This is a genomic window from Streptomyces sp. NPDC028298 (assembly GCF_055565895.1).
Genome location: NZ_JBVHTL010000001.1, coordinates 1111692 through 1134663 on the forward strand (window position 1 = coordinate 1111692; position 22972 = coordinate 1134663).

Annotated in this window: 23 protein-coding genes; 6 read left to right on the forward strand and 17 right to left on the reverse strand. The window is 71.5% G+C overall.

Features of this window, described 5'->3' with window-relative positions:
* Positions 1-31: 31 nt before the first annotated feature.
* The 15 genes from ACZ4TO_RS04995 to ACZ4TO_RS05065 form a co-directional block, all read right to left on the reverse strand.
* Positions 32-1633 carry a glycoside hydrolase family 13 protein gene (locus ACZ4TO_RS04995; RefSeq protein WP_382796117.1) on the reverse strand — a complete coding sequence of 534 codons (1602 nt, stop codon included), beginning with the start codon at positions 1631-1633 and terminating at the stop codon, positions 32-34.
* Between the two features lie 39 nt (positions 1634-1672).
* Entirely contained in the window at positions 1673-2548 is an 876-nt protein-coding gene (locus ACZ4TO_RS05000; protein WP_382796116.1) for a carbohydrate ABC transporter permease, read from the reverse strand.
* Positions 2545-3516 carry a carbohydrate ABC transporter permease gene (locus ACZ4TO_RS05005; RefSeq protein WP_468023444.1) on the reverse strand — a complete coding sequence of 324 codons (972 nt, stop codon included), beginning with the start codon at positions 3514-3516 and terminating at the stop codon, positions 2545-2547. The genes ACZ4TO_RS05000 and ACZ4TO_RS05005 overlap by 4 nt, the downstream gene beginning before the upstream one ends.
* An 8-nt stretch (positions 3517-3524) precedes the next feature.
* The gene (locus ACZ4TO_RS05010; RefSeq protein ID WP_468023445.1) at positions 3525-4877 is read right to left on the reverse strand and encodes an ABC transporter substrate-binding protein; all 1353 of its coding nucleotides are present in this window, start codon (positions 4875-4877) and stop codon (positions 3525-3527) included.
* 275 nt (positions 4878-5152) lie between these two features.
* Positions 5153-6151 (reverse strand): LacI family DNA-binding transcriptional regulator, encoded by a 999-nt coding sequence (locus tag ACZ4TO_RS05015; RefSeq protein WP_382796111.1) that lies wholly within the window; start codon positions 6149-6151, stop codon positions 5153-5155.
* A gap of 258 nt (positions 6152-6409) precedes the next feature.
* A complete protein-coding gene (locus ACZ4TO_RS05020) occupies positions 6410-7099 on the reverse strand; it encodes a GntR family transcriptional regulator (RefSeq protein WP_468023446.1) in 690 nt (229 codons plus the stop codon).
* A gap of 104 nt (positions 7100-7203) precedes the next feature.
* Positions 7204-8205 (reverse strand): proline racemase family protein, encoded by a 1002-nt coding sequence (locus tag ACZ4TO_RS05025; protein WP_382796108.1) that lies wholly within the window; start codon positions 8203-8205, stop codon positions 7204-7206.
* Positions 8206-8249: 44 nt separating this feature from the next.
* Positions 8250-9152 carry a dihydrodipicolinate synthase family protein gene (locus ACZ4TO_RS05030; RefSeq protein WP_382796106.1) on the reverse strand — a complete coding sequence of 301 codons (903 nt, stop codon included), beginning with the start codon at positions 9150-9152 and terminating at the stop codon, positions 8250-8252.
* 44 nt (positions 9153-9196) lie between these two features.
* Positions 9197-10639, reverse strand: coding sequence for an FAD-dependent oxidoreductase (locus ACZ4TO_RS05035; RefSeq protein WP_468023447.1), 1443 nt, complete (start codon positions 10637-10639; stop codon positions 9197-9199).
* A complete protein-coding gene (locus ACZ4TO_RS05040; protein ID WP_382796103.1) occupies positions 10632-10931 on the reverse strand; it encodes a (2Fe-2S)-binding protein in 300 nt (99 codons plus the stop codon). The genes ACZ4TO_RS05035 and ACZ4TO_RS05040 overlap by 8 nt, the downstream gene beginning before the upstream one ends.
* Entirely contained in the window at positions 10928-12079 is a 1152-nt protein-coding gene (locus tag ACZ4TO_RS05045) for an NAD(P)/FAD-dependent oxidoreductase (RefSeq protein WP_468023448.1), read from the reverse strand. The genes ACZ4TO_RS05040 and ACZ4TO_RS05045 overlap by 4 nt, the downstream gene beginning before the upstream one ends.
* 115 nt (positions 12080-12194) lie before the next feature.
* Positions 12195-13010 (reverse strand): ABC transporter permease, encoded by an 816-nt coding sequence (locus ACZ4TO_RS05050; protein WP_467840219.1) that lies wholly within the window; start codon positions 13008-13010, stop codon positions 12195-12197.
* A gap of 10 nt (positions 13011-13020) precedes the next feature.
* The gene (locus ACZ4TO_RS05055; protein ID WP_468023449.1) at positions 13021-13911 is read right to left on the reverse strand and encodes an ABC transporter permease; all 891 of its coding nucleotides are present in this window, start codon (positions 13909-13911) and stop codon (positions 13021-13023) included.
* Between the two features lie 7 nt (positions 13912-13918).
* Entirely contained in the window at positions 13919-15127 is a 1209-nt protein-coding gene (locus ACZ4TO_RS05060) for an ABC transporter substrate-binding protein (protein WP_468023450.1), read from the reverse strand.
* Positions 15128-15154: 27 nt separating this feature from the next.
* Positions 15155-16246, reverse strand: a complete 1092-nt coding sequence (locus ACZ4TO_RS05065; RefSeq protein WP_382796093.1) for an ABC transporter ATP-binding protein — start codon at positions 16244-16246, stop codon at positions 15155-15157.
* A gap of 122 nt (positions 16247-16368) precedes the next feature.
* On the opposite strand from ACZ4TO_RS05065, the gene ACZ4TO_RS05070 reads away from it, so the two are divergent.
* Positions 16369-17187 (forward strand): FadR/GntR family transcriptional regulator, encoded by an 819-nt coding sequence (locus ACZ4TO_RS05070; protein ID WP_382796091.1) that lies wholly within the window; start codon positions 16369-16371, stop codon positions 17185-17187.
* Positions 17144-17923, forward strand: coding sequence for a cache domain-containing protein (locus ACZ4TO_RS05075; protein WP_468023451.1), 780 nt, complete (start codon positions 17144-17146; stop codon positions 17921-17923). Before ACZ4TO_RS05070 ends, ACZ4TO_RS05075 begins: the two co-directional genes overlap by 44 nt.
* Before the next feature lie 64 nt (positions 17924-17987).
* Here ACZ4TO_RS05075 and ACZ4TO_RS05080 read toward each other — a convergent pair whose 3' ends face one another.
* A complete protein-coding gene (locus ACZ4TO_RS05080) occupies positions 17988-18647 on the reverse strand; it encodes an MmyB family transcriptional regulator (protein WP_382796087.1) in 660 nt (219 codons plus the stop codon).
* Between the two features lie 269 nt (positions 18648-18916).
* On the opposite strand from ACZ4TO_RS05080, the gene ACZ4TO_RS05085 reads away from it, so the two are divergent.
* From ACZ4TO_RS05085 to ACZ4TO_RS05095, 3 genes are read left to right on the forward strand one after another with little or no spacing between them, the layout of a single operon-like run.
* Positions 18917-19573: a helix-turn-helix domain-containing protein gene (locus ACZ4TO_RS05085; protein ID WP_382796085.1), complete on the forward strand. Its 657-nt coding sequence runs from the start codon at positions 18917-18919 to the stop codon at positions 19571-19573.
* 32 nt (positions 19574-19605) lie between these two features.
* A complete protein-coding gene (locus ACZ4TO_RS05090; RefSeq protein ID WP_382796194.1) occupies positions 19606-20136 on the forward strand; it encodes a toxin-antitoxin system, toxin component in 531 nt (176 codons plus the stop codon).
* A gap of 13 nt (positions 20137-20149) precedes the next feature.
* Positions 20150-21382 (forward strand): MAB_1171c family putative transporter, encoded by a 1233-nt coding sequence (locus ACZ4TO_RS05095; protein WP_468023452.1) that lies wholly within the window; start codon positions 20150-20152, stop codon positions 21380-21382.
* A gap of 29 nt (positions 21383-21411) precedes the next feature.
* Here ACZ4TO_RS05095 and ACZ4TO_RS05100 read toward each other — a convergent pair whose 3' ends face one another.
* Positions 21412-22455 (reverse strand): alpha/beta fold hydrolase, encoded by a 1044-nt coding sequence (locus tag ACZ4TO_RS05100; RefSeq protein ID WP_468023453.1) that lies wholly within the window; start codon positions 22453-22455, stop codon positions 21412-21414.
* Positions 22456-22709: 254 nt separating this feature from the next.
* Between ACZ4TO_RS05100 and ACZ4TO_RS05105 the strand changes: the two genes are divergently transcribed.
* Positions 22710-22940: a hypothetical protein gene (locus tag ACZ4TO_RS05105; RefSeq protein WP_382796082.1), complete on the forward strand. Its 231-nt coding sequence runs from the start codon at positions 22710-22712 to the stop codon at positions 22938-22940.
* The last annotated feature ends 32 nt before the right edge of the window (positions 22941-22972 follow it).

The following is a 22972-nucleotide window of genomic DNA, read 5'->3' on the forward strand; positions in this document are numbered from 1 at the left end:
GCGGGAGTGGTGCCGTGCGGTGCGGGCCCGGTCAGGCGCGCAGCCAGGCGGCCGTGTCCGGCGGGAGGAACCCGTCGGCGTCCAGCGGGCCGCTGTGGAGGAGGAGCCGGGAGTGCTCCGGGAGTTCGACCGGGCCGTCGGCCAGGTTGACCACGCAGAGCAGTCCGTCCGTGCGGGTGAAGGCGAGGACACCCTCCGGTGCGGGCAGCCACGTGAACGCGCCGTCCCCGAAGCCGGGTTCGGTGCGGCGGACGCGCAGCGCCGCACGGTAGAGGCTCAGCATGGACGCGGGATCGTCCGCCTGGCGGTCTGCGGCGTACGCGGGCCATCCCTCGGGCTGCGGGAGCCAGGGTTCGCCGCCGAATCCCGCGTACGGCTCCTCGGCCGTCCAGGGCAGCGGGACCCGGCAGCCGTCGCGGCCCGGGTCCGTGCCGCCGGAGCGCGAGTGCATCGGGTCCTGGATGCTGTCGAGCGGCAACTCCACCTCGGGCAGGGCGAGTTCCTCTCCCTGGTAGAGGTAGACGGAGCCGGGCAGGGCGAGCGAGAGCAGGGCCGCCGCCCGGGCCCGGCGGGTGCCGAGCGCCAGGTCGGTGGGAGTGCCGAAGGCCTTGGCCGCGAAGTCGAAGCCGGTCTCGGCGCGGCCGTAGCGGGTGACCGTGCGGGTCACGTCGTGGTTGCACAGCACCCAGGTGGCGGGCGCGCCGACGGGGGCGTGTTCGGCGAGGGTCTCGTCGATGGAGGTCCGCAGCCGTCCGGCGTCCCAGGGGCAGGACAGGAAGGAGAAGTTGAAGGCGGTGTGCAGTTCGTCGGGGCGCAGATAGCGGGCGAAGCGCTCGGAGTCGGGGAGCCACACCTCGCCGACGAAGATGCCGTCGTAGGCGTCGGCGACGGTCCGCCAGGAGCGGTAGATGTCATGGAGCTCGTCGCGGTCGACGTACGGGTTCGGGTCGCGGCCCTCGACGTAGTCGGGCAGTTCCGGGTCCTTGGCCAGCAGCGCGGCCGAGTCGATGCGGACGCCCGCGACCCCGCGCTCGAACCAGAAGCGCAGGATCTCCTCGTGCTCCCGGCGGACGGCCGGGTGCGCCCAGTTGAGGTCGGGCTGCTGGGGGGTGAAGAGGTGGAGGTACCAGTCGCCGTCGGGCAGCCGGGTCCACACCGGTTCGGTGGAGCCCGCGAACTGGGAGGGCCAGTCGTTGGGCGGGAGTTCGCCGTGCTCGCCGCGTCCGGGGCGGAAGTGGAAGAGCTCGCGCTCCGGGCCGCCGGCCAGCGCCGCGCGGAACCAGGGGTGCTGGTCGGAGACGTGGTTGGGCACGATGTCGACCAGGGTGCGGATGCCCAGTTCGCGGGCCTCGGCGATGAGTTTCTCGGCTTCGGCGAGTGTGCCGAAGGCGGGGTCGATGGTGCGGTAGTCGGCGACGTCGTAGCCGCCGTCGGCCAGCGGTGACAGGTACCAGGGGTTGAACCACAGTGCGTCCACGCCGAGTTCGGCGAGGTACGGGAGTCTGGCGCGGACGCCCGCGAGGTCGCCGGTGCCGTCGCCGTCGCCGTCCGCGAAGCTGCGGACGTACACCTGGTAGATGACGGCGGAACGCCACCACGCGGACTGATTTCGGGCAGGGCGGGGCTGTCCCACGGTGCGTTGCCTTTCGTTCGAGGGGGTCGGGTGCGGGCGTCAGCCCTTGGTGCTGCCCGCGCTGATCCCGGCGATGATGTGGCGCTGGAACACCAGGAACATCACGACCATGGGGATGCTGGCGATCACCATCGCGGCGATGAGCACGGTGAGCTGGATGTTCTGCGAGAGCTGCACGAGCGCCACGCTGATCGGCTGCTTGTCGGTGTCGGAGAAGACCATCAGCGGCCAGAGGAAGTCCTGCCAGACGGCGACCAGGGCGAAGATCGACACGACTCCGAGGACGGGCCGGGACATCGGCAGCACGATCGACCACAGGGTGCGCAGCTTCCCGGCGCCGTCGATCTCGGCGGCCTCCAGGACGTCGCGCGGTATCTGGTCGAAGAAGCGCTTGAGGAGATAGAGGTTGAAGGCGTTGGCGACGGCGGGCAGCCAGATGCCGAGCGGGGAGTTGAGCAGGCTGGTGTGCAGGACGGGCAGGTCGGCGACGGTCAGGTACTTGGGGACCACCAGGGCCTGCACAGGGACCATGAGGGTGGCGAGGATGCCGCCGAGGATCACCTTGCCGAAGGCCGGCTTCAGTTTGGACAGGGCGTAGGCGGCGGCCGTGCAGAAGACGAGCTGGAGCAGCCAGGCGCCCGCGGCCTGGACGACGGTGTTCCACAGATGGGTGGGCAGGTCCATCAGGTCCCACGCGTCGGTGTAGCCGCTCACGTGCCAGTGTTCCGGCAGCAGGGTGGGCGGCGTGCGCGTGACCTCGTCCGGCGACTTCATCGCGCCGGTCACCATCCAGTAGACGGGGAAGAGGAAGGCCAGCGCGAAGAGCAGGACGACCCCGCCGAACACGGTCCAGTAGACGGCTCTGCCGCGGGGGCGGGCCAGGGCGAGCGGAGAGACGAGGGTGCGGGTGCTCACGCGTCCTCCCCTTCGGAGCGGGTCAGCCGCAGATAGAGGGCGGAGAAGGCGCCGAGCAGGACGAGCAGCATGACGCTCAGGGCGCAGGCTCCGCCGAAGTCGTTGTAGAGGAAGGCGTACTTGTAGATGAGGTAGAGCACCGTGACGGTCTTGTCCTCGGGACCGCCGCCGGTGATCACGAAGGGTTCGGTGAACACCTGCATGGTGGCGATGACCTGAAGCAGCATCAGCATCAGGATGATGAAGCGCGTCTGAGGGATCGTCACGTGGCGGATGCGCTGGAGCAGACTCGCGCCGTCCAGCTCGGCCGCCTCGTACAGCTCGCCGGGGATGCTCTGGAGGGCGGCGAGGTAGATGAGGACGGTGCCGCCGAGGTTGGCCCAGGTGGCGACGATGACCAGGGAGACGAGCGCGGTGTCGGCGCCGTTGGACCAGTTCGAGGTCGGCAGGTGCAGCGCGCGCAGCGTCTCGTTGGCGAGGCCGGCTCCGGGATCGTAGAACCACTTCCACAGCAGGGCGCTGACCACCGGCGGGATCATCACCGGCAGGTAGACCACGACCCGGAAGAACGCCTTCGCGTGCCGCAGTTCATTGAGGACGAGCGCCATCACGAAGGGGACGGCGAAGCCGATGAGCAGGGCGAGAAGGGTGAAGGTGAGCGTGTTGCGCCAGGCGGCCGTGAACTCCGGGTCGTGGAAGACCCGGGTGAAGTTGGCGGTGCCGACCCACTCGCCGCCGCTGCCCGGTGTGTACTTCTGGAAGGCGATCACGACGGCGCGGATCGCCGGGTACCAGGAGAACAGGGCGAAGCAGAGCAGGCCGCCCGCCAGGAAGGCGTAGGCGCGGAGCTGGTCGGCCAGGCGCCGGCGCCAGGGTTCCCCGGTCCGGCGCCCGGCCGACCGCGGCGCCTCCGGCGCGCCGACGGCGGCCGGAGGGAGCACTGCGGGGGGCTTCGATGCGGTCTTCATGAACGGTGTCAGCCTCGGGCCAGGATGGAGTCGATCTTGCCGGAGGCGTCCTTGAGGAGCTGGTCGATGTCGGCGTCCTTCTTGGTGAGGACCGCGGACACGGCGGCGTCGAGGACGGAGTAGATCTGCTGGGCCTGCGGGGGCTCGATCTTCATCTGCAGGCTCTGGTTGCCGTCGAGGAAGGCCTGGTAGTTCTCCACGGGCACGTTGGCGTTGGCCTTCTTGACCTGCTGGTCCTTGTCGTCGGCGGCACCGGTGAACAGGCGCGGCTCGGGCAGGCCGACGGGCGCGTTGTTCTGCTTGGCGCGGGCGTAGTCACCGAGGAAACCGTCGCCGGGCGTCAGGAACATGGAGTCGAGCCACTTGAGGCCGGCCTTGATCTGGGCCGGGGTGTCCTTCTTGTTGAACATGTAGCCGTCGCCGCCGATGAGCGTTCCCTTGCCGCCGGGCATGGGCGCCAGACCGAGGTCGTTGTAGTTGCCGCCCTTCTCCTTGACGAGGATCGGGATGTTGTCGGGCGCGGAGAGGTACATGCCGAGCTTGCCGGAGCCCATCATCTGCTGCACGTCGTTGATGACGAGGAGCTGCTTGCTGCCCATGGAGTTGTCGCTCCAGCGCATGTCCTTCAGGTTCTGCAGGACCGCCTTGCCCTCGGCGGTGTCGACGGTCGCCTGCTTGCCGTCCTCGGAGACGACGTTCCCGCCCTGCGAGTAGAGCTCGGCGGTGAAGTGCCAGCCGCCCTGGTTCTGGGCGCTGTAGTCGGCGTAGCCGACCGTGCCGTTGCCGAGCGCGGCGATCTTCTTGGCGTCCGCGCGCAGCTCCTCCCAGGTGGCCGGGGGCTTGTCGGGGTCGAGACCGGCCTTCTTGAAGAGGGCCTTGTTGTAGATGAGGCCCATCGAGTAGCCGGTGCGCGGGATGCCGTAGATCTTGCCGTCGACGGTGTAGATGTCGCGCAGTTGCTGCTGGATGGTGCTGTAGCTCTTGAGGTCCTTGACGTAGTCCGTGATGTCGGCGGCCTGGTTGACGTCGACGACGTGCTTGGCGTCGGTGAAGTACGTGTAGAACACGTCCTCCATCTGGCCGCCGGCCAGCTTGGCGTCGAAGGTCTTGGGGTCCTGACACGGGAACGCGTCGTGCATGACGACGTCGATGCCCGGGTTGGCCTTCTCGAACGCCTTGGTGTCGGCGTCGAAGAACGAGCGGTCGACCTTGGCGCTCTTCGGCGGCTCGCAGTTGACGGTGATGCGGGTCTTTCCGTTGGCCGCATCGTCGTCGCCGCCGGAGCCGCACGCGGCGGCGGTGAGCGCGACGGAGGACGCCATGAGCATGACGAGACTACGGCGGAACCCGGTACTTCTCATTGGTGGACCCCTTCGGGCTGGAGCGAGGAAGGCCCACGGCGGGCGTGCCGCCGTGTTCTGGCGCCGCACACTCAAGCACCGACGACATCCGTCCGCAAGATGTCGCGCAGAATCTGTAATTATTTGACAGAGGTTGGGGGTCCACGTGGCAGGTGGTTGCGTACCGGAGTCATCGACCCCGCTACGGCGACGCGGCCGGAGCGTGCCACGACGTCCGGGTCACCGCGCGCCTCGACGGCCCGGTCGCCGTCACCGGCCGGGCCCCGCCCCGCAGGTCAGCCGCGGGGCGCCTGCGCGGTCGACCCGCGCACCACCAGCTCCGGTTCGAACAGCAGCTCCTCGGGGGTCACGCTGCTGCCGCCGATCTGCGCGTTGAGCAGTTCCACGGCGGCGCGCCCCATGGCCTCGATGGGCTGGCGGACCGTCGTCAGCGGGGGTTCGGTGCAGTTCATGAACGCCGAGTCGTCGTAGCCGACGACGGAGATCTCGCCGGGGACGCTGAGCCCCTTGCGGCGGGCGGCCCGTACGGCGCCGAGCGCGAGCGGGTCGCTGGCGCAGATGATGCCGGTGACCCCCTGGTCGAGCAGCCTGGTGGCCGCGGCCTGCCCGCCCTCCAGCGAGAACATCGCCCGTGCCACGTGCGCGTCCGGCAGGTCCGGGGCCAGGGCGCGCGCGGCCGCGAGCTTGCGCCCGGAGGGCATGTGGTCGCCGGGGCCGAGGACGAGTCCGATCCGCTCGTGGCCGAGCGAGTCGAGATGGCGCCACGCCTGCTCGACGGCGACGGCGTCGTCGCAGGAGACGCAGGGGAAGCCGAGGTGCTCGATGGCCGCGTTGACCAGCACCACCGGGATGTTGCGGTCGGCGAGTTCGCGGTAGTGGTCGTGGGGCGCGTCCGCCTGCGCGTACAGACCGCCGGCGAACACCACCCCGGAGACCTGCTGCTGGAGCAGGAGCTCCACGTAGTCGGCCTCGGAGACGCCGCCCTTGGTCTGGGTGCACAGCACCGGGGTGAGCCCGAGCTGGGCGAGCGCTCCGCCGATCACCTCGGCGAACGCCGGGAAGATCGGGTTCTGCAGCTCGGGCAGCACGAGACCGACGAGCCGGGCGCGTTCACCGCGGAGCTGGGTCGGCCGTTCGTAGCCGAGGACGTCCAGGGCGGACAGGACCGCCTGCCGAGTGGAGTCGGAGACACCCGGCTTGCCGTTGAGCACCCGGCTGACCGTGGCCTCGCTGACCCCGACCTTCTTCGCCACCTGAGCAAGTCGTCGCGTCATGAGCGCAAGAATAGCGCAAGAAATGTAAATCGCTTGCGTAGAACTTCGGCCGGTTCCTGACCGCTCGGATGGGGTCCGGGGGGCGGTGGACCGACGGTCCCAGGCCCGGTGGACGGCGGTCCCAGGTCCGGCGGACCGGCGCTTCCGGGTCCGGTGGACCGGCGGTTTCAGGTCGAGCGAACCGGCGGTTCCGGGTCCGGTGGACCGGCGGTTCCGGGTCCTGTGGCCCGGCGGTCCCCCGCCCGTACCGGCGGACCCTCAGGGCGCCGCCCACAGACCGCGGACGTGGCCCAGGTGGCGCGTCATCACCGCGTGCACGGCGCGCTCGTCGCGGTCCAGGAGGGCGTCCAGGAGTTCCAGGTGCTCCCGGGCCGAGGCCTCCAGCCGGCCGGCCCGGACCAGGGCGTCGAGCCCGTACAGCCGTGACCGCTTGCGCAGGTCGCCGACGACCTCGACCAGATGGGAGTTGCCGGCGAGGGCCAGCAGGCCGAGGTGGAAGCGGATGTCCGCCTCAACGTACGCGATGAGGTCGCCGGCGGCCGCCGCCGTCACGATCTCCCGGGCGGCCGGACGCAGCGCCTCCAGCGAGACGGGGTCGGCCGCGGTGGCCAGCCGTACGACGGTGGGGATCTCGATGAGCGAGCGGATGTGGGTGTACTCGTCGAGCTGCTTCTCGGAGACCTCCGTGACCCGGAATCCCTTGTTGGGGACCGTGTCGACCAGACCCTCCTTGGCCAGGTCGAGCATGGCCTCACGGACCGGCGTCGCCGAGACGCCGAAACGGGCCGCCAGCGTCGGCGCCGAGTAGACCTCGCCGGGCCGCAGCTCGCCCGCGATCAGCGCGGCGCGCAGCGCGTCGGCCACGCGCTCGCGGTAGCTGCTCCGCCTGCCGCCCAGCGTGGGCAGGTCGGGAGCTGCTGGGGGTTCGCTGCTGCGCCGGGCGGCCATCAAGGTCTCCTCGTACGGGCCGGTGCGCGTCGTCGCGCGGTACGGCCCTGTGCCATGTCACGTCGTACTGACCCACCAGTATCCACGCCCCGGCGCGGAGCCGCTCACAGGACGAACCCGGCCGGGAACGGGTCCGAGGGGTCGAGCAGGTACTGGGCGGTCCCGGTGATCCAGGCGCGGCCCGTGAAGCTGGGCAGCACGGCGGGCATCCCGGCGACCTCGGTCGTGCCGAGCAGCCGTCCGGTGAACCGCGTCCCGATGAAGGACTCGTTCACGAACTCGGTGTCCAGCGGGAGTTCACCCCGGGCGTGGAGCTGGGCCATGCGCGCGCTGGTGCCCGTACCGCAGGGCGAGCGGTCGAACCAGCCGGGGTGGATCACCATCGCGTGCCGCGAGGACCGGGCGCTCGACCCGGGCGCGTACAGGTGGACGTGGTGGCAGCCGCGGATCGAGGGGTCCTCGGGGTGCACGGGCTCGCCCTCGGCGTCGATCGCGTCCATGAGCGCGAGTCCCGCCGCGAGGATGTCGTCCTTGCGGGAGCGGTCGAAGGGCAGGCCGAACTGCTCCAGCGGCAGGATCGCGTAGAAGTTGCCGCCGTAGGCCAGGTCGTACGTCACCGTGCGCCCGTCGGCGAGCGTGGCCTTGCGGTCGAGGCCGACGGCGAACGACGGCACGTTCCTGAGCGTGACCTCCTCGGCCGCGCCGTCCCGCACGGCGACCTCGGCGACGACGAGACCCGCGGGGGTGTCGAGCCGGATCGTCGTGACCGGCTCGACGACCTCGACCATGCCGGTCTCCACCAGCACGGTCGCGACCCCGATCGTGCCGTGTCCGCACATCGGCAGATAGCCGGACACCTCGATGTAGATCACGCCGTAGTCGCAGTCGGGGCGGGTGGGCGGCTGGAGGACGGCCCCGCTCATCGCCGCGTGTCCGCGCGGCTCGTTCATCAGGAGCTGCTTGATGTCGTCGCGGTGCTCGCGGAAGTGGAGCCGCCGCTCGTTCATGGTCGCGCCCGGGACGGTGCCGATCCCGCCGGTGATCACCCGGGTCGGCATGCCCTCCGTGTGCGAGTCGACGGCGTGCAGGACGAGTTTGCTGCGCATGGGACTCCTCGGTGGTGTCGGCGGACGGCGGGGGCCGTCGGGGCTCAGGCGAGGCCGGCGGCCACGGCCCGTTCCGTGGCCAGGCGCACGGCCGCCTCCTGTCCGGGCAGCAGCGGGACGCGCGGCGGGCGGACCGGACCGCCGTGGCGGCCGACGATGTCCATGGACAGCTTGATGGCCTGGACGAACTCGACCTGGGAGTCCCAGCGCAGCAGCGGGTGCAGCAGCCGGTAGAGCTTGCCCGCCGTGTCGAGGTCGCCGGCGACGGCCGCGCGGTAGAGCTCGACGCCCGCCCGGGGCAGCGCGTTCGGGTATCCGGCGACCCAGCCCTTGGCACCGGCCACGGCGAGTTCGAGGAGGACGTCGTCGGCGCCGATCAACAGGTCGAGCTCCGGGGCGAGTTCGGCGATGCGGTAGGCGCGGCGCACATCACCGGAGAACTCCTTGACCGCCTGGACGAGACCGGCGGCGTGCAGCTTCGCCAGGAGTTCGGGCACCAGGTCGACCTTGGTGTCGATCGGGTTGTTGTACGCGACGACCGGGACTCCTGCCCTGGAGACCTCCTCGTAGTGGGCGAGGACCGAACGCTCGTCCGCGCGATAGGCGTTGGGCGGGAGCAGCATCACGGAGCCGCAGCCCGCGTCCTTGGCCTGCTCGGCCCAGCGGCGGGCCTCGGCGGAGCCGTACGCGGCGACGCCCGGCATCACGCGGGACCCGCCGACCGCGGCGACGGCGGTCTCCACGACCTTCGCGCGCTCCTCGGGCGTGAGCACCTGGTACTCGCCGAGCGAGCCGTTGGGCACGACGCCGTCGCAGCCGTTCTCGACGAGCCAGGAGCAGTGTTCGGCGTACCGGCCGTGGTCGACGGACAGGTTGCGGTTCAGCGGGAGCGCGGTGGCGACGAGGACTCCGCGCCAGGGGCGCCGGCTCTCGGGGGTGACGGTCATCGGGCGTCCCTCCCTCTCCATGGAGTGTGACATTGCACTGTCGGTCAAGACGTCGTGTCCGCCCCCGGGGCCCGGTCCTCGTCCGAACCGGCGCGGGCGAGGACGCCGAGCGGTACGGGGCGCGCCAACAGCCTTCGTACGGCCGTCTGTTCGCAACCGGCGAGTCCGGCGACGGCGGGTTCGCAGATCCGGCCCTGGCACCATCCCATTCCGGCGCGCGTGAGCAGCTTGACCGTCCTGACGTCGCCCGCGCCGAGGTCGGTGACGGCCTCGCGGACGCGGCCGGCCGTGACCTCCTCGCAGCGGCACACGACGGTGTCGTCGGTGACCTGGTCCGTCCAGTGGGCGGGCGACCGGTACACGGCTTCCAGCGCGGAGGCGAACGCGCGCGCTCGCGCGCGGGCCCTGACGGCTCGGGCGGCCGACCGCGGATCGGGTTCGGTGCCGCGCAGCCGGGCCGCCACCGACCGGCCTGCGAGATGCCCTTCGGCCAGGGAGAGCGCTGCGCCACCGATCCCCGTGACCTCACCGGCGGCCCAGACGCCGGGCACGCCGGTGCGCTGCTCGTCGTCCACGTCGACCCCCGCCCCCTCGACGACGTGGCAGCCGAGCGCCTCGGCGAGATCGGTGTGCGGGACCATCCCGTGCCCGACGGCGAGCGCGTCGCACGCGATACGGCGCCCGGTCCCGGACCGGACCCGCCCGTCGGGGCCGAGCGCGGCGACGGTGACGGCTTCCACCCGGCCCTCGCCGTGGGCTTCCACGACGGTGTGCCGCGGGACGAACGGGACGCGGTGGCGCAGGAGCCGGGCCGCGTACGAGGCCGCCTCGGCGATCTTGCCCGGTTCGGCCGCCAGCGCCCCGCCGGCGCGTGGCAGGCGCCTTGGGTCGAGGGACTCCACGAGGGCGGCGACGTCGACCCCGGCGGCGGCCAGCGCGGTGGCCACGGGGAGCAGCAGCGGCCCGCTCCCCGCGACGACGGCTCTGCGGCCGGGCACGACGAGGCCGCCCTTCAGCATGGCCTGGGCCCCGCCCGCGGTCACGACTCCGGGAAGGGTCCAGCCGGGGAAGGGCAGCACCTTCTCGTATCCGCCGGTGGCGAGGAGCACGGCGTCGGCGCGCACGGCGACGGACTCCTCCTGGAGTGGGCCGAGGAGGGCGTGGACGGTGAATCCGCTCCGTGCGCCCGTCGCCCCGGTCCGTTCGGCCAGCCAGACATGATGTTCCGTCAAGTGCCGTACCGTGCCCGCCTCCAGGTGCCCGGCGAGCCCCCGCTCCAGCCGCTCCCAGGTGCGCCGGCCGTGGTTCAGCGCGCCGGTCCGGCGGGCGCCGAGTCCGCTCGCGGGACGGCGGTGGATCTGTCCGCCCGCCGCCGCGGCCGAGTCGATCAGCGTCACGTGGATGCCGCGTGCCGCCGCGGCCAGGGTGGCGGCGAGACCGGCCGGGCCGGCGCCGATCACCGCGAGGCGGTGGGGTCCGTCAGTCATCGTGGCCGGTGCCCTCCTGTGTGCGGATCCTGTCGCCGGGTGCCGGCGTGACCAGACAAGCCCGTTGGTTGGGGCGGTCGTTGACGGTGACGAGGCAGTCGAAGCAGACGCCGATGCCGCAGAAGACCCCGCGGGGCCGGCCCCCGTCACGGGTGCTGCGCCACGAGGTGATGCCCTCGGCCCACAGCGCGGCGGCCACGGTCCGGCCGGGCAGCACCTCGACGGGCCGGCCGTCGAGGGTGACGGTGAAGGCGGGGCCGGGTGCGGCCCGTACGAGGTCCAGGGGGTTCACGCGGCCTCCTCGGGGAAGCGGTCGGGCCGGAACGGCGCGAGGTCGAGGCCGGGTGCCCGGCCGGCGAGGACCTGCGCGATCACCTGTCCGGTGCCGGTGGACAGTCCGATGCCGGCTCCCTCGTGCCCGCAGGCGTGCAGCAGACCGGGCGCCCGGGGGTCGGGGCCGATGGCGGGGAGATGATCGGGCAGGTAGGGGCGGAATCCGAGGTACGTCCGCAGGGCGCGCACCTGCGAGAGGAACGGGAAGAGCCGGGTGGCGCCCGCGGCCAGTTCCCGTACGACGGGCAGCGAGAACGAGCGGTCGAAGCCGACCCGTTCCCGGCTCGCGCCGATCAGGATCGGACCGGCCGCGGTCCCCTCCACCACCGGTGACGTCTGGAGGGCGGCCGAGTCGCTGGCGACGTCGGCGACGTAGTCCGCGGCGTACACCTTGTGGTGCACCCGGCGCGGCAGGGGCTCGGTGACGAGGACGAATCCCCGGCGGGGCAGGACGGGGAGCCTGACGCCCGCGAGCGAGGCCACGTCGGCGCCCCAGGTGCCGGCCGCGTTGACGACGGCGGGCGCGTGCAGGTCGCCCCGGTCGGTGCGCACTCCGCGGACCGAGCCGTCCCTCGCGCGCAGTATCCCGGTCACGGTGTGCCCGGTCAGCAGCCGCGCCCCCGAGGCCCGGAGAAGACGGGCGGCCGCGAGGGCGGGCATCACCTGGGTGTCCTGGGGGTAGCGGACGCCGCCCGCGAGCCCCGGGGCCAAGTACGGCTCCAGATCGTGCAGTTGGCCGGCGTCGACCTGTTCGGCCAGCACACCGGCGGTCCGCTGGCCCGCCGCGAACGTCTCCAGCGCGGCCAGGCCCTCGGGGGTGGACGCCACGACGACGCCGCCCTTGGCCTCGTACTCGATCGCCTTCCCGTGCTCCTCGGCGAGGTCGGCCCACAGGCGTCCGGAGAGCAGGGCGAGGTCGAGTTCGGGTCCGGGCTCCTTGTCGGAGACGAGCAGATTGCCCTCTCCGGCGCCGGTCGTCCCGCCGGCCACGGAGCCGCGGTCCACCACGGCGACGTCGAGGCCCTCACGAGCCGCGTACCAGGCACAGGCGGCGCCGACCATTCCGGCTCCGACGATCACGACATCGCAGGTGACAGGCCTACTCACATCAGTACTATGTCACATACTTCAGGTGCGCGGCAGGTCCCGTGCCGGGCGGTTCGCGGGAAGGGCGGATCGCGCGGAGCGGGGTTCGCGTGAAAGGCCGTTCGCGCGGCGCCCCTCAGATCCGGCTTTCCGTGGCCGTGTCCGCGGACAGGCGCTGGGCCACGTAGATCGGGATCACCGAGAGCAGGACGAGCACGGCCGCCACGACGTTCACGACCGGCGCCTGGCGGGGCCGGGTCATGTTGTCGAAGATCCAGATCGGCAGGGTCTCGATGCCGGGCCCGGCGGTGAACGTCGTCACGACGATCTCGTCGAAGGACAGCGCGAAGGCGAGCAGCGCGCCGGCCAGGAGCGCCGAGCGCACCAGCGGGAAGGTGACGTCGACGAAGGCCCGGAAGGTGTCCGCGCCCAGGTCCATCGCCGCCTCCTCGTACGTTCCCGACGTACGGCGCAGTCGCGCGACCACGTTGTTGAAGACGACGACGATGCAGAAGGTGGCGTGGCCGACGATCACGGTGAACATGCCGAGGCCGACGCCGAGCGGTTCGAGCACCGTGCTGAACGCCGAGTTGAGCGCGATGCCCGTGACGATGCCGGGCAGCGCGATCGGCAGGACGACCACGAAGGAGACGGTGTCCCGGCCGAAGAACCGGTGGCGGGCGACGGCGAAGGCGACGAGCGTGCCCAGCACCAGCGCGATCGCCGTGGCGCCGAGGCCGGCCTTGACCGAGACCCACAGCGCGGCGCGGGCCCCCTCGTTCTCCCAGGCGACCGACCACCAGTGGAAGGTGAGCCCGGACGGCGGCCAGCTCGCGCTGCGGTCCCGGTTGAAGGAGTTGACCAGGACGAGGGCGAGGGGCACGTAGATGAACGCGAAGCCGAGCCCGGCGGCGACGCGCAGCGCGATACGCGCGGGACGGGAGAGTTGCACAGCGGGCTCCTCAGAGACTGCTCAGGGCGCCCGTGCGGCGCATCGCGAGGAGGTACACCACGATGACCACGACGGGGACTGTGCCGAGCGCGGCGGCCATGGGCAGGTTCAGTTCGATGTTGGAGTAGACGACGTTGCCGATGAGCTGGGTCTTGCCGCCGACGATCTGCACGGTGATGTAGTCGCCGAGGCTGAGCGAGAAGGTGAACACCGAGCCGGCGGCCACGGACGGCAGGACCATCGGCAGCACCACCGACCGGAAGGTGCGGCCCGCGCGGGCCCCCAGGTCCGCCGAGGCGTCCAGCAGGTTGGCGGGCAACTGCTCCAGCGCGGTGTGGATCGGCAGGATCATGTACGGCAGCCAGAGGTAGGTCAGCGCGATGATCGCGGCCGTGAGTCCGTACCCGGGCCCGCTCAGTCCCAGGGGCTTCAGCACCCAGTCGGCGAGGCCGTCCTGAGAGAGGATCAGCCGCCAGGCGTACACCTTGACGAGATAACTCGCCCACAGCGGGGTGAGGATGGCGACCACCAGCAGCGGGCGCCGCTCCGGCCGGGCGATCCGGGCCGTGTAGAAGGCGACGGGGAACGCGATCACGGCGCACAGGGCGGTGACGGCGAGGGCGACCCCGACGCTGCGCAGGATCACCTGGCGGTAGACGGGGGTGGTCAGGAGCTGGTGGAAGTTGTCGGTCGACCAGACCTTCACCACCTCGGAGGTGAAGGAGTCCGTCGTCCAGAAGGCCGAGACGAACAGCACGGCCAGGGAGCCGAGATAGAGCACCGTCAGCCAGAGCAGCGGTGCGGTCAGCAGCAGGGACAGCCGCAGCCGGGAGTGCCGGTGCAGTGTCCCCGCGAGCCGCCGGACGGGGGAGCGTCCGGCGGCCTGCGGGATGGAGGTCATCGTTCGGTCAGCCCTTGATCTCGGTCCAGGCCTGGACCCACTTGGCGTACGGGACGCACTTGACGTCGGTGCGGCCGTCGAGGCACTGCTCGATGGGCGTGTTCCAGAAGGCGATGTTCTTCCAGTAGCTCTCGTCGGTGGCGTGGTAGGTGTCGCAGAAGGACTTGTCGCTGGTGTACTGACAGGCCTCGGAGTTGGCAGGCGCCTCACCGAAGTACTCGGCCACCTGGGCGTTCACCTTCGGCGAGATGATCCAGTCCATCCACTTGTAGGCGCAGTTGGGGTGCTTGGCCTTGGCGGCGACCATCCAGGTGTCGGACCAGCCGGTGGAGCCCTCCTCGGGCACGAAGGCCTTCACCTTGGCGCCCTCGTCGGCCGTCAGGTTGGCGATGACCTGCCAGGTGGCGCCGACCACGGAGTCGCCGCTCTTGAAGGCGGAGATCTCCTTGAGGTAGTCGCTCCAGTACTCCCCCACGTTCGCGCTCTGCTTCTTCAGCAGGGCGACGGCCGCGTCGAACTGCTTCTGGTCGAGCGCGTAAGGGTCCTTGATCTTCAGCTCGGGCTTGGTCGCCTTCAGATACAGCGCCGCGTCGGCGATGTAGATCGGCGAGTCGTACGCGGTGACGTGGCCCTTGTTCGCCGAGGCGTCGTCGAAGACCGCCGACCAGGACGTGGGGGCCGGGCTGACCTTCTCGGTGTTGTACATCAGGAGGTTGGCGCCCCGGCCGTGCGGGATGCCGTACATCTGGCCCTTGACGGAGTTCCAGGCGCCCTTCTTCAGGCCGCTGAAGACGTTCTTGTAGTTCGGTACGAGGCCGGTGTTGACCGGGGCCGCGTCGCCCGAGGCGATGAGGCGCAGGGAGGCGTCACCGGAGGCGGAGACGGCGTCGTACTGGCCGGTCTTCATCAGCTTGACCATCTCGTCGGAGCTGGCGGCGACCTTGGAGTTGACCTGGCAGCCGGTCTGCTTCTCGAAGTCGCCGACCCAGTCGACCTTGGGGTCGTTGGAACCGTCCTCGACATAGCCGGCCCAGGCGATCAGGTTGACCTGGCCCTCGGTCTTGCCGAGCTTCGACTGCGCCTTGAGGTCGGGTGGGTTGAGGCCGGTGGACGCGGAGGAGCCCGTACCGGACGATCCGCAGGCGGTGGCGGCGAGGAGCACCGCGACGGCGGCGGCGGCCTTGAGGGGTGGGGTGAGGCGCACGGCGTACTCCATACGTGACGGTGGACTGAGCGGGGGGGGTCAGCGGGGGTCGGGGACCTGGAAGGCGTGGCGGCGGTGCCACCGGAGCCGGACCCGGGTGCCGCGCAGGGCGGCGACGTCCTCGGAGGAGGTGTCCAGGTTCTGCTGGAGCGCGGTGAGGCGGCCGCCCGCGTCGAGATCGACCAGGAAGCGGGTGGCGTCGCCGAGATAGACGACCTCGGCGACGGTGCCGGTGGCGGTCGAGTGCTCCGGCTCGCCGGCCGCGCCGGCGTCGGCGGACCCGGCGCCGTCGGCGGGATCCGTGGGCCCGGCGGGATCCGTGGGCTCCGCGAGGACCCGGATCTTCTCCGGCCGGATGCTGTACGTGCCCGGGGCGCCGACGATCTGCTGCGCCGACTGCCCGTCGAGCAGATTGGACGTACCGACGAAGCCCGCGACGAAGGCGGTGGCGGGGCGTTCGTAGATCTCGGCCGGGGTGCCGACCTGTTCGATGCGGCCCTGGTGGAAGACGGCGATGCGGTCGCTCATCGTCAGGGCCTCCTCCTGGTCGTGGGTGACGAACACGAAGGTGATGCCGACCTCGCGCTGGATCGCCTTGAGTTCGACCTGCATCTGCTCGCGCAGCTTGAGGTCGAGGGCGCCGAGGGGTTCGTCGAGGAGCAGGACGCTGGGGCGGCCGACCAGGGCCCTCGCGAGAGCCACGCGCTGGCGCTGGCCTCCGGAGAGCTGGCCCGGACGGCGGCGGCCGAACCCTTCCAGGCGGACGTCGGCGAGCGCCTTGCGGGCCCGGACCAGCCGTTCGGCCTTGGGCACCTTGCGGACCTTGAGTCCGTAGGCGACGTTCTCCTCGACGGTCATGTGCGGGAACAGGGCATAGTCCTGGAAGACGGTGTGCACGTCCCGTTCGAAGGGGGCGAGACCGGTGACCTCCTGGCCCGCCAGTTCGATCCGGCCCTCCGTCGGGCTCTCGAATCCGGCGATCATCCGCAGCACGGTCGTCTTGCCCGAGCCCGAGGGACCGAGCATCGAGAAGAACTCGCCGTCGGCTATCTCCAGATCGACTCCGGCCACGGCGGTCGTCTCACCGAACGCCTTGCGCAGGCCCTGGAGCCGGATCGCCTTTGCCTCCATGGGCGGGGAACCTTTCTGGTGCGTTGGTGCGTTGCAACACTGACCGGAAAGATATGAAGCCATAGTTCAAAGCTCAAGACCCCCTTAGAGTAAAGGTTGAGTCAACGCACAAGGTGGTGACCGTGAAGCAACACAGGGGCGACGGCGTCCGCAGAGCCGTCTTCACACCCGTGGACAACCGCGCCCGCGTCGAGACGGTCGTGCACCGGATCGGTGACGCCATCGAGCTGGGGCTGCTCGCCGACGGCGAGCAACTGCCGGGAGAGATGGAGCTGGCCGGCCAGCTCGGCGTGTCCACGGTCACCCTGCGCGAGGCCCTCATGGCCCTGCGGCAGCAGGGACTGGTCACCACACGGCGCGGGCGCGGCGGCGGCAGCTTCGTGTCGCTTCCCGAAGTCCCCGGCGAGGAAAGGCTGTTGGCCCGGCTGGCCGGGTGGAGCACCGAGGAGCTGCGCGACCTGGGCGACCACTGGGCCGCGCTGTCCGGAGCGGCGGCCCGGCTCGCGGCGCAGCGGACCGAGCCGGACGACCTCAAGGCCCTGCGGCGCACCCTGGACGACCTGTCGGCCGCCGAGGACGCCGCCGCCCGCAGCCGCGTCTACGGCCGCTTCCACGTCGAGCTCGCCGCGGCGGCGCAGTCCGCGCGGCTGACGCGTGAGCAGGTCGTGCTCCAGACCGAGGTGGGGGCGCTGATGTGCCTCGTGCTGGGGGACGACGAATATCGTGAAGAAGTCGCCGACCGTCACCGCTCCGTAATCTCGGCCGTGCAAGATGGGGCCCACGATTCGGCCAGAGCACTGGCCGAGCGGTGCGTGGTGGACTCGACGGCGCGGCTCATCACCCTGCGCCTCCAGATGCCGCGTGCCGTGTCAGGTACGCGTCCACTGGAGGGCACCCATGCGCAGGAGCCCCGGGCCGGCCGGCGCGACGGCGACGCTTGACGTCTCCGCCGAGGCGGCCGTCGCCACGCAGGTCCGCTGCACGCTGGAGGCCGTCTTCGACGCGGTCGCCGACACCCGGGCCGACGCGGCCGCGCTGCTCACCCGCGTCGCCGCCGAGGGCCGCCGCCCCGCGACGGTGGACCTGGCGGCACTGCGACCGGGACTGCATCTGCGGCTGACCCGGCAGGAGTTGGTGTCGGGCGCCGGGTTCGTGGCGGCACCGGGCCTGCTCGGCGACGTACCGGCGTGGCTGGAGTGGTGGCAGCAGGGTTCCGACGGCAGCGTACGACCGCTGCTGCTCGACCTCGACCCGGCGCACTCCGCGTACTCGGACTACACGCACTGGGACTGGTTCGCCCTCCCCCGCGACACCGGGCAGCGCGCGGTCGCCGGGCCCTACGTCGACTACCTCTGCTCCGACGAGTACAGCCTCACGTTGTCCGCTCCGGTCCAGGTGGAGGGCCGGTTCGTGGGGGTCGCCGCGGCCGACGTGTATCTGCGGCACTTCGAGCAGGCGGTCGTCCCGCTGCTGCAACGGCTGCCCGGAGCCGCCTTCCTGGTGAACGCCCGCGGCCGGGTGGCCGCGTCGGCGGATCCCGCGCATCTGGCCGGATCACTCGTCAAGGGGCCCGACTTCGCGGCCGTGCTGGCGGCGGCCCGCGGCACCCGCCACGAGGACCTGCGGCTCGTCCCCTGCGACAGTGTGCCCCTCGTCCTCGTCATGCCGGGCGGCTGAACGCGCCGATCCGCCCCCTGGGACCGCGTCCCTCGGCCCCCTCCGCGCCGGGAGTCAACGCGCGTCACACGGCACGAAGCTCCGCCGCGCCGTTGCGCGTCTTGCGTGCCCTGCCCGGTCCGCCCGCGACCGGCCGGGCCGCGTCGCGCAGCACCAGGGTGATCCGCGAATACCCCATGTCCTGAAGGGCCTTGGGGGTCTCGTCGACGATCCGGCAGTCCGTGCCGCCCCAGCGCGGATCGGGGTGGACCAGCGGGCGCACGGCCCCGTCGTGCTCGACCCCGCGCGGTCCGACGGCCTCGATCCAGTGCGGCAGGCCGTGCCGGTAGGCGGCGTCCATGATCGGGTCCTGCGCGATGTCCCGGCGGATCGCCTGGAGTCCGCGGTCCTGGCCGTTGCGCTCCACCGCCGCGGCGAAGTGCGCGAGCATCGGCAGGCACCAGCTCGACTCGTGCTCGCCGAGGACCGACCCCGCGTCCGGGTGGAACAGCACGAAACGCAGGAAGTTGTCGCCCGGCATGGCGGTCGGATGCGCGCCCACGCCGGAGAAAAGTGTCTCGAACGCGTCGTTGGACAGCACGACGTCCCAGCGGCGGTCGAAGACGAAGGAGGGGAAGGGCACGGCCTCGAGGAGCGTGGCGTAGTCCTGGAGGTACGCCTGCGCTTCGAGACTCTCGGGGACAGGTCGCGGCTGGGACCGCTGCCTTCCTGCCTGGTACGCCATCGGGAGGTCACCCCTCTTGCCTCTGCGGCCTTCACGCGGCGCCCCGATCCTGCTGCCCCGGAGACAGGCGTGTCAACTATCGTGGCATTTGGCGCTTGTTGACGGCTGAATCTCGCCACAGTTGTGGCGAGACCTGGATGTGAGTTCGAGCGACCGGCTAGGCTCCGGATGGTCCCCGGTCTTGCCGCCGGGATGGTTCCTGACCCTCGTGTCCACATGGTTCCCGAACTTCGTGAGAGCCACCTGAGAGAGACGTAGGAGATCTGTCGGTGACGGATGGCTTCGAGGTTCCGTGCGCCACGGCGACGGTTCTGCTGCAGGCCGTCGTGGCCAGGGTCACCGCACTCGCCGACCGGCTCGGCGTGCCGCAGGCGGAAGTCTTCGACGTCCGGCGGCTGTCGGCCGAGTCCGGTGTCCCCGAACCCGTCGCGAAGGCCCTGCTGGGCGGCCGGCCCGCCGGTGAACCCGACCTGCAGGCACGGTTCCTGCAACGCCTCGACCTGCTGCGGCGCACCCGGCTCAAGCCCAACGGCCGCCGCTACACGCAGCAGGAGATAGCGGACGGTGCCGGCATGTCCCGGCAGCAGGCGGGCGCCCTCATCAACGGCGACCGGCGCCCCACCATGGAGCACTGCGACGCCATCCAGCGCTTCTTCCGGGTGCACGCCGGGTTCCTCACGGCCGAGGACTCCGAAGCGCTCGTGGGCGCGCTCCAGCGGTCGGAGCAGGAACTCCTGCAGCGCCTCGCGGACCGCGAACGCGCCGCCGCCACCGTCGCCCACGATCCGCTCGAACGGCTGCTCCTCGACCACGGCGTCCGCGGGATCGCCTGGCGGGCCGCGCAGTTGCCCACCGACCAGCACCGGGACAAGGTCGCGGAATGGCTGGACATGCTCCTGGAGAGCGTCAAGCGGCCAGAGTCGTGAGCCGGGGGAGACCAGTGGGCATCGGAAGGGAAATGCGCCGCCTGTGCGGCGAACTCGTCTCGGAGCTCTCGCTCCCGGCACCGGCGGCACCCGCCGACCTCTACACCGAGCTGTGCGGCGCGATGAGCAGGCGCCGCGGGCGTCCCGTCCAGTTCCGTACGGCCGCCTTCCCGCCCGGCACCGCCAGCGGGCTGTGGCTCGACATGGCCGAACAGGACCTGGTCGTCATCGAGGAACGCACCGCGCCCGACCATCAGTTGGTCATCCTCGGTCACGAGCTGTGGCACATGAAGGCCGGGCACTGCAGCCATCACGTCGAGGGCGCGGCCGTCGCGGCGCGCTTATTGAACGACGGTGCCGATCTTCAGGCCACCGTCCTGAAAGTGGCGGCGCGCACCCGCTTCGACCGCGCCGACGAGCAGGAGGCCGAGAGCTTCGGACTCCTGCTCGCGAGCAAGTGCCGTACCTGGCTGGCCGGTTCCTCGCTCCGCGGCCCGGTGCAGCGACACGGCCTGGCCGGCCGCATCGAGGCCTCCCTGGGCTGTCGCGGGCCGCGAGGCTGAAGGTCCCGGGGGCATGGACGGATCCAGCTACTACATCCCGGCCGTCGCCATGGGCGCGGCGATCGCGTTCAAAGGCCCCTCGCTGCTGCGCGGCCGGCGCGATCCGCTGCTGCGCTCCGTGGGCGCGCTCCTCGCCCTCGCCGGCCTGGTGTTCCTCTTCGCGGCCCCGCCGACCATCGCCGCCGTCAACGACGCCACCGGGATAGCCAACATCTCGGCCCCCCTCGTCTACTGCCTGCTGAGCGCCTACAGCGCCTCCTGTCTGGTGCTGATCATCAACTGGCGCGGCGGACCGCCCGAGGTGACGCGGCGGCTCTCCCGCCGCTGGATCCTCGGATACACCGTGGTCGGCGTGGCGCTGATCGTCCTGTTCGCCCTCGGGGACGCCTCCGTCGAACGGCTGCGCGACCTCGACACGTACTACGCCAACACGCCCTTCATCCGCGAGATGATCGTCCTGTACCTCGCGTCGCTGACCGTCGCCGGTGTCGCGATGAACTTCATGTGCTGGCGCTGGGCGATCCAGGTGCAGGGCCGGCTGCGCGCCGGGCTGGTGATCATCGCCTTCGGGTCCCTGTGCAACATCCCTTACTCCGCCGCCAAGTTCACCGCCGTGGTCGCCCGCTGGAACGGCGCGGACCTGGACGGCCTCAGTACCAACGTGGCCCCCATGCTGGCCTCGGCCGGGGCCCAGATCACCGCGGTCGGCTTCTGCCTCCCCCTCGCCTGGCGCCGTGTCGAGGACGTCTGGAACACCTGGTCGGCCTACCGGCGGCTCGGACCGTTGTGGCGGGAACTGAAGCCGGTCGCCGTGCCGGAGGACCGCGCGGTGCGGATGTCCTGGTGGACGCCCGCCGAACTCCAGGTCACCCAGCGGGAGTCCGACATCCACGACGGCATGCTGAGCCTCTACCCCTACTTCGACTCCGAGGTGCGCTCCCGGGCGTACGGGGCCGCGGTCGCGGCGGGCTCCTCCGCCGCCGAGGCGCACGCCGAGGCCGACGCGGCGATGGTGACGGTCGCGGTGCGGGCACGGGCCGCCGACCCGGAGGGCCGTGTCATCCGCTCGGCGGAGACGGCGGACCCGCCGCCCGTGACCGGGACCGCTCCCGCGCACACCGACGGCCGCCGCGACCTCGTCCGCATGTCCGACGCGCTGCGTCACTCGCCGGTCGTCGCGGCCGTCCGGGGCCGGGCGGACGCCACGACCGGACCGGGGCACGACACCCGCGAACGAACCGGCTGACCCCGCGCCGCCGTCCCCCGGCCGGGTCCTCAGGTCGCGCTGCGTTCGCTCGCCTCGCGCAGGTCCCGTTCCAGCGAACGGTTCCGCGCGGTGTCCGGCTGCCCCGCCGCCGTACCCGGGCGTCCGGCGCGCAGCAGCTCGCGCCAGCGTTCGCGGCTCCAGTCGGCCGGACTGGTGGTGGTCGTGAACTCCTCGACCAGGGCGAGGAAACGCGCCGGATCGCTGTGGAAGGGGAAGTGACCGGCTCCCTCGAAGATCTCCAGACGGCTGCCCGGCATGGCCGCGTGCGCCCCGTGGGCGTGCCGCACCGGCACCACGCTGTCCCGGTCCCCCCAGAGCAGCATGGTGGGCATGCCCTCGGTGAGATAGCAGCGGTCGAGCATGGTGACCGCCTGGCCGCGCCAGTCGACCACGGCCCGCAGGGTCCGGACGAACGCGCTGCGGGAGGTGGCGTCGGGAAGCGCGTCCACGAGGTGCACCAACTCCGGTGCGTCCTGCGCCAGATCGGCGTCGAGCAGCCGCATCAGGCGCAGGAACAGGCCCACGTTGTGCCGCATGCCGGGCAGTCGCAGCAGGGACAGCATCAGATGCGCGCCCGGCAGCGACACGGCACGCAGGACGGGGTTGACCTCGCCGCCCACTCCGCCCGCGCTGACCAGGATCAGCCGCTCGGTGCGCTCGGGGAACTGGTAGGCGAACTGCATCGCCACTCCCCCGCCCAGCGAGTGCCCGACCAGGGTGGCGGACTCGATGTCGAGCGTGGCCAGCAGATCGCGCACGCCGTTGGCGTAGGCGGCCACCGAGTAGTCGGCGCGCGGCTTGTCGGACGCGCCGTGGCCGAGCAGGTCGGGTGCGATGACCGTGTGGGTGCGGGCGAGGTCGGGGATCAGCTCCGCCCAGGTCGCCGAGGAGTCGCCTATGCCGTGGATCAGGACGAGCGCGGGGCCCTGTCCCGCCATCCGGTAGGCGCGCCGGTAGCCGTGCACGAGGCGGTGATGCAGACGCAGTTCTCCGTCACCGACGGAACGCAGCCGCGCGGTGCGCCGCGACTGCCGGGGCTGTACGTCGACCACGGGCCGACCTCCCGTTCCCAGGCCGCCGCGATGACGGCACCCGAGCCGCCAACACGGCGGCCTGCGAGGCCGTCCCGCGGACGGCCCCGAGCTCTTCCCTCCAGCGTAGGGGCCCTGTTCCACCTGGGGTTTCGGTGAGGTTTCGCCTCCGCTAAGCGGGCGAACCTCCCCGGTCGGAAACCGCATTGTCAGTGGCGGACGGCAAGCTGGGGTCAGGACCAGTGTCACGACAAGCCGACCAGGGGAGCCGTCCGATGCCGACAGCCGTACTGACCGACCACGAACGCGCCGCCGTGCAGGCCTACCTCCGCCTCCTCCAGACGGTACGAGCGGCTTTCGACGGCCCGACGGACGGCGGCCGGCCCCCCATGGTCCCGCCCGCCGTGCTCGCCGAGACGGAACGGGCCCTGAAGGCGGCCGGCCTCGCGGGCAACGAGGACGCGTTCTTCGAACTGCTGCACGCCTGGTGCCCGGATCCGGGCTGACCGCCCGCAGGCGGGGGGCGGGGCTCGGCGCT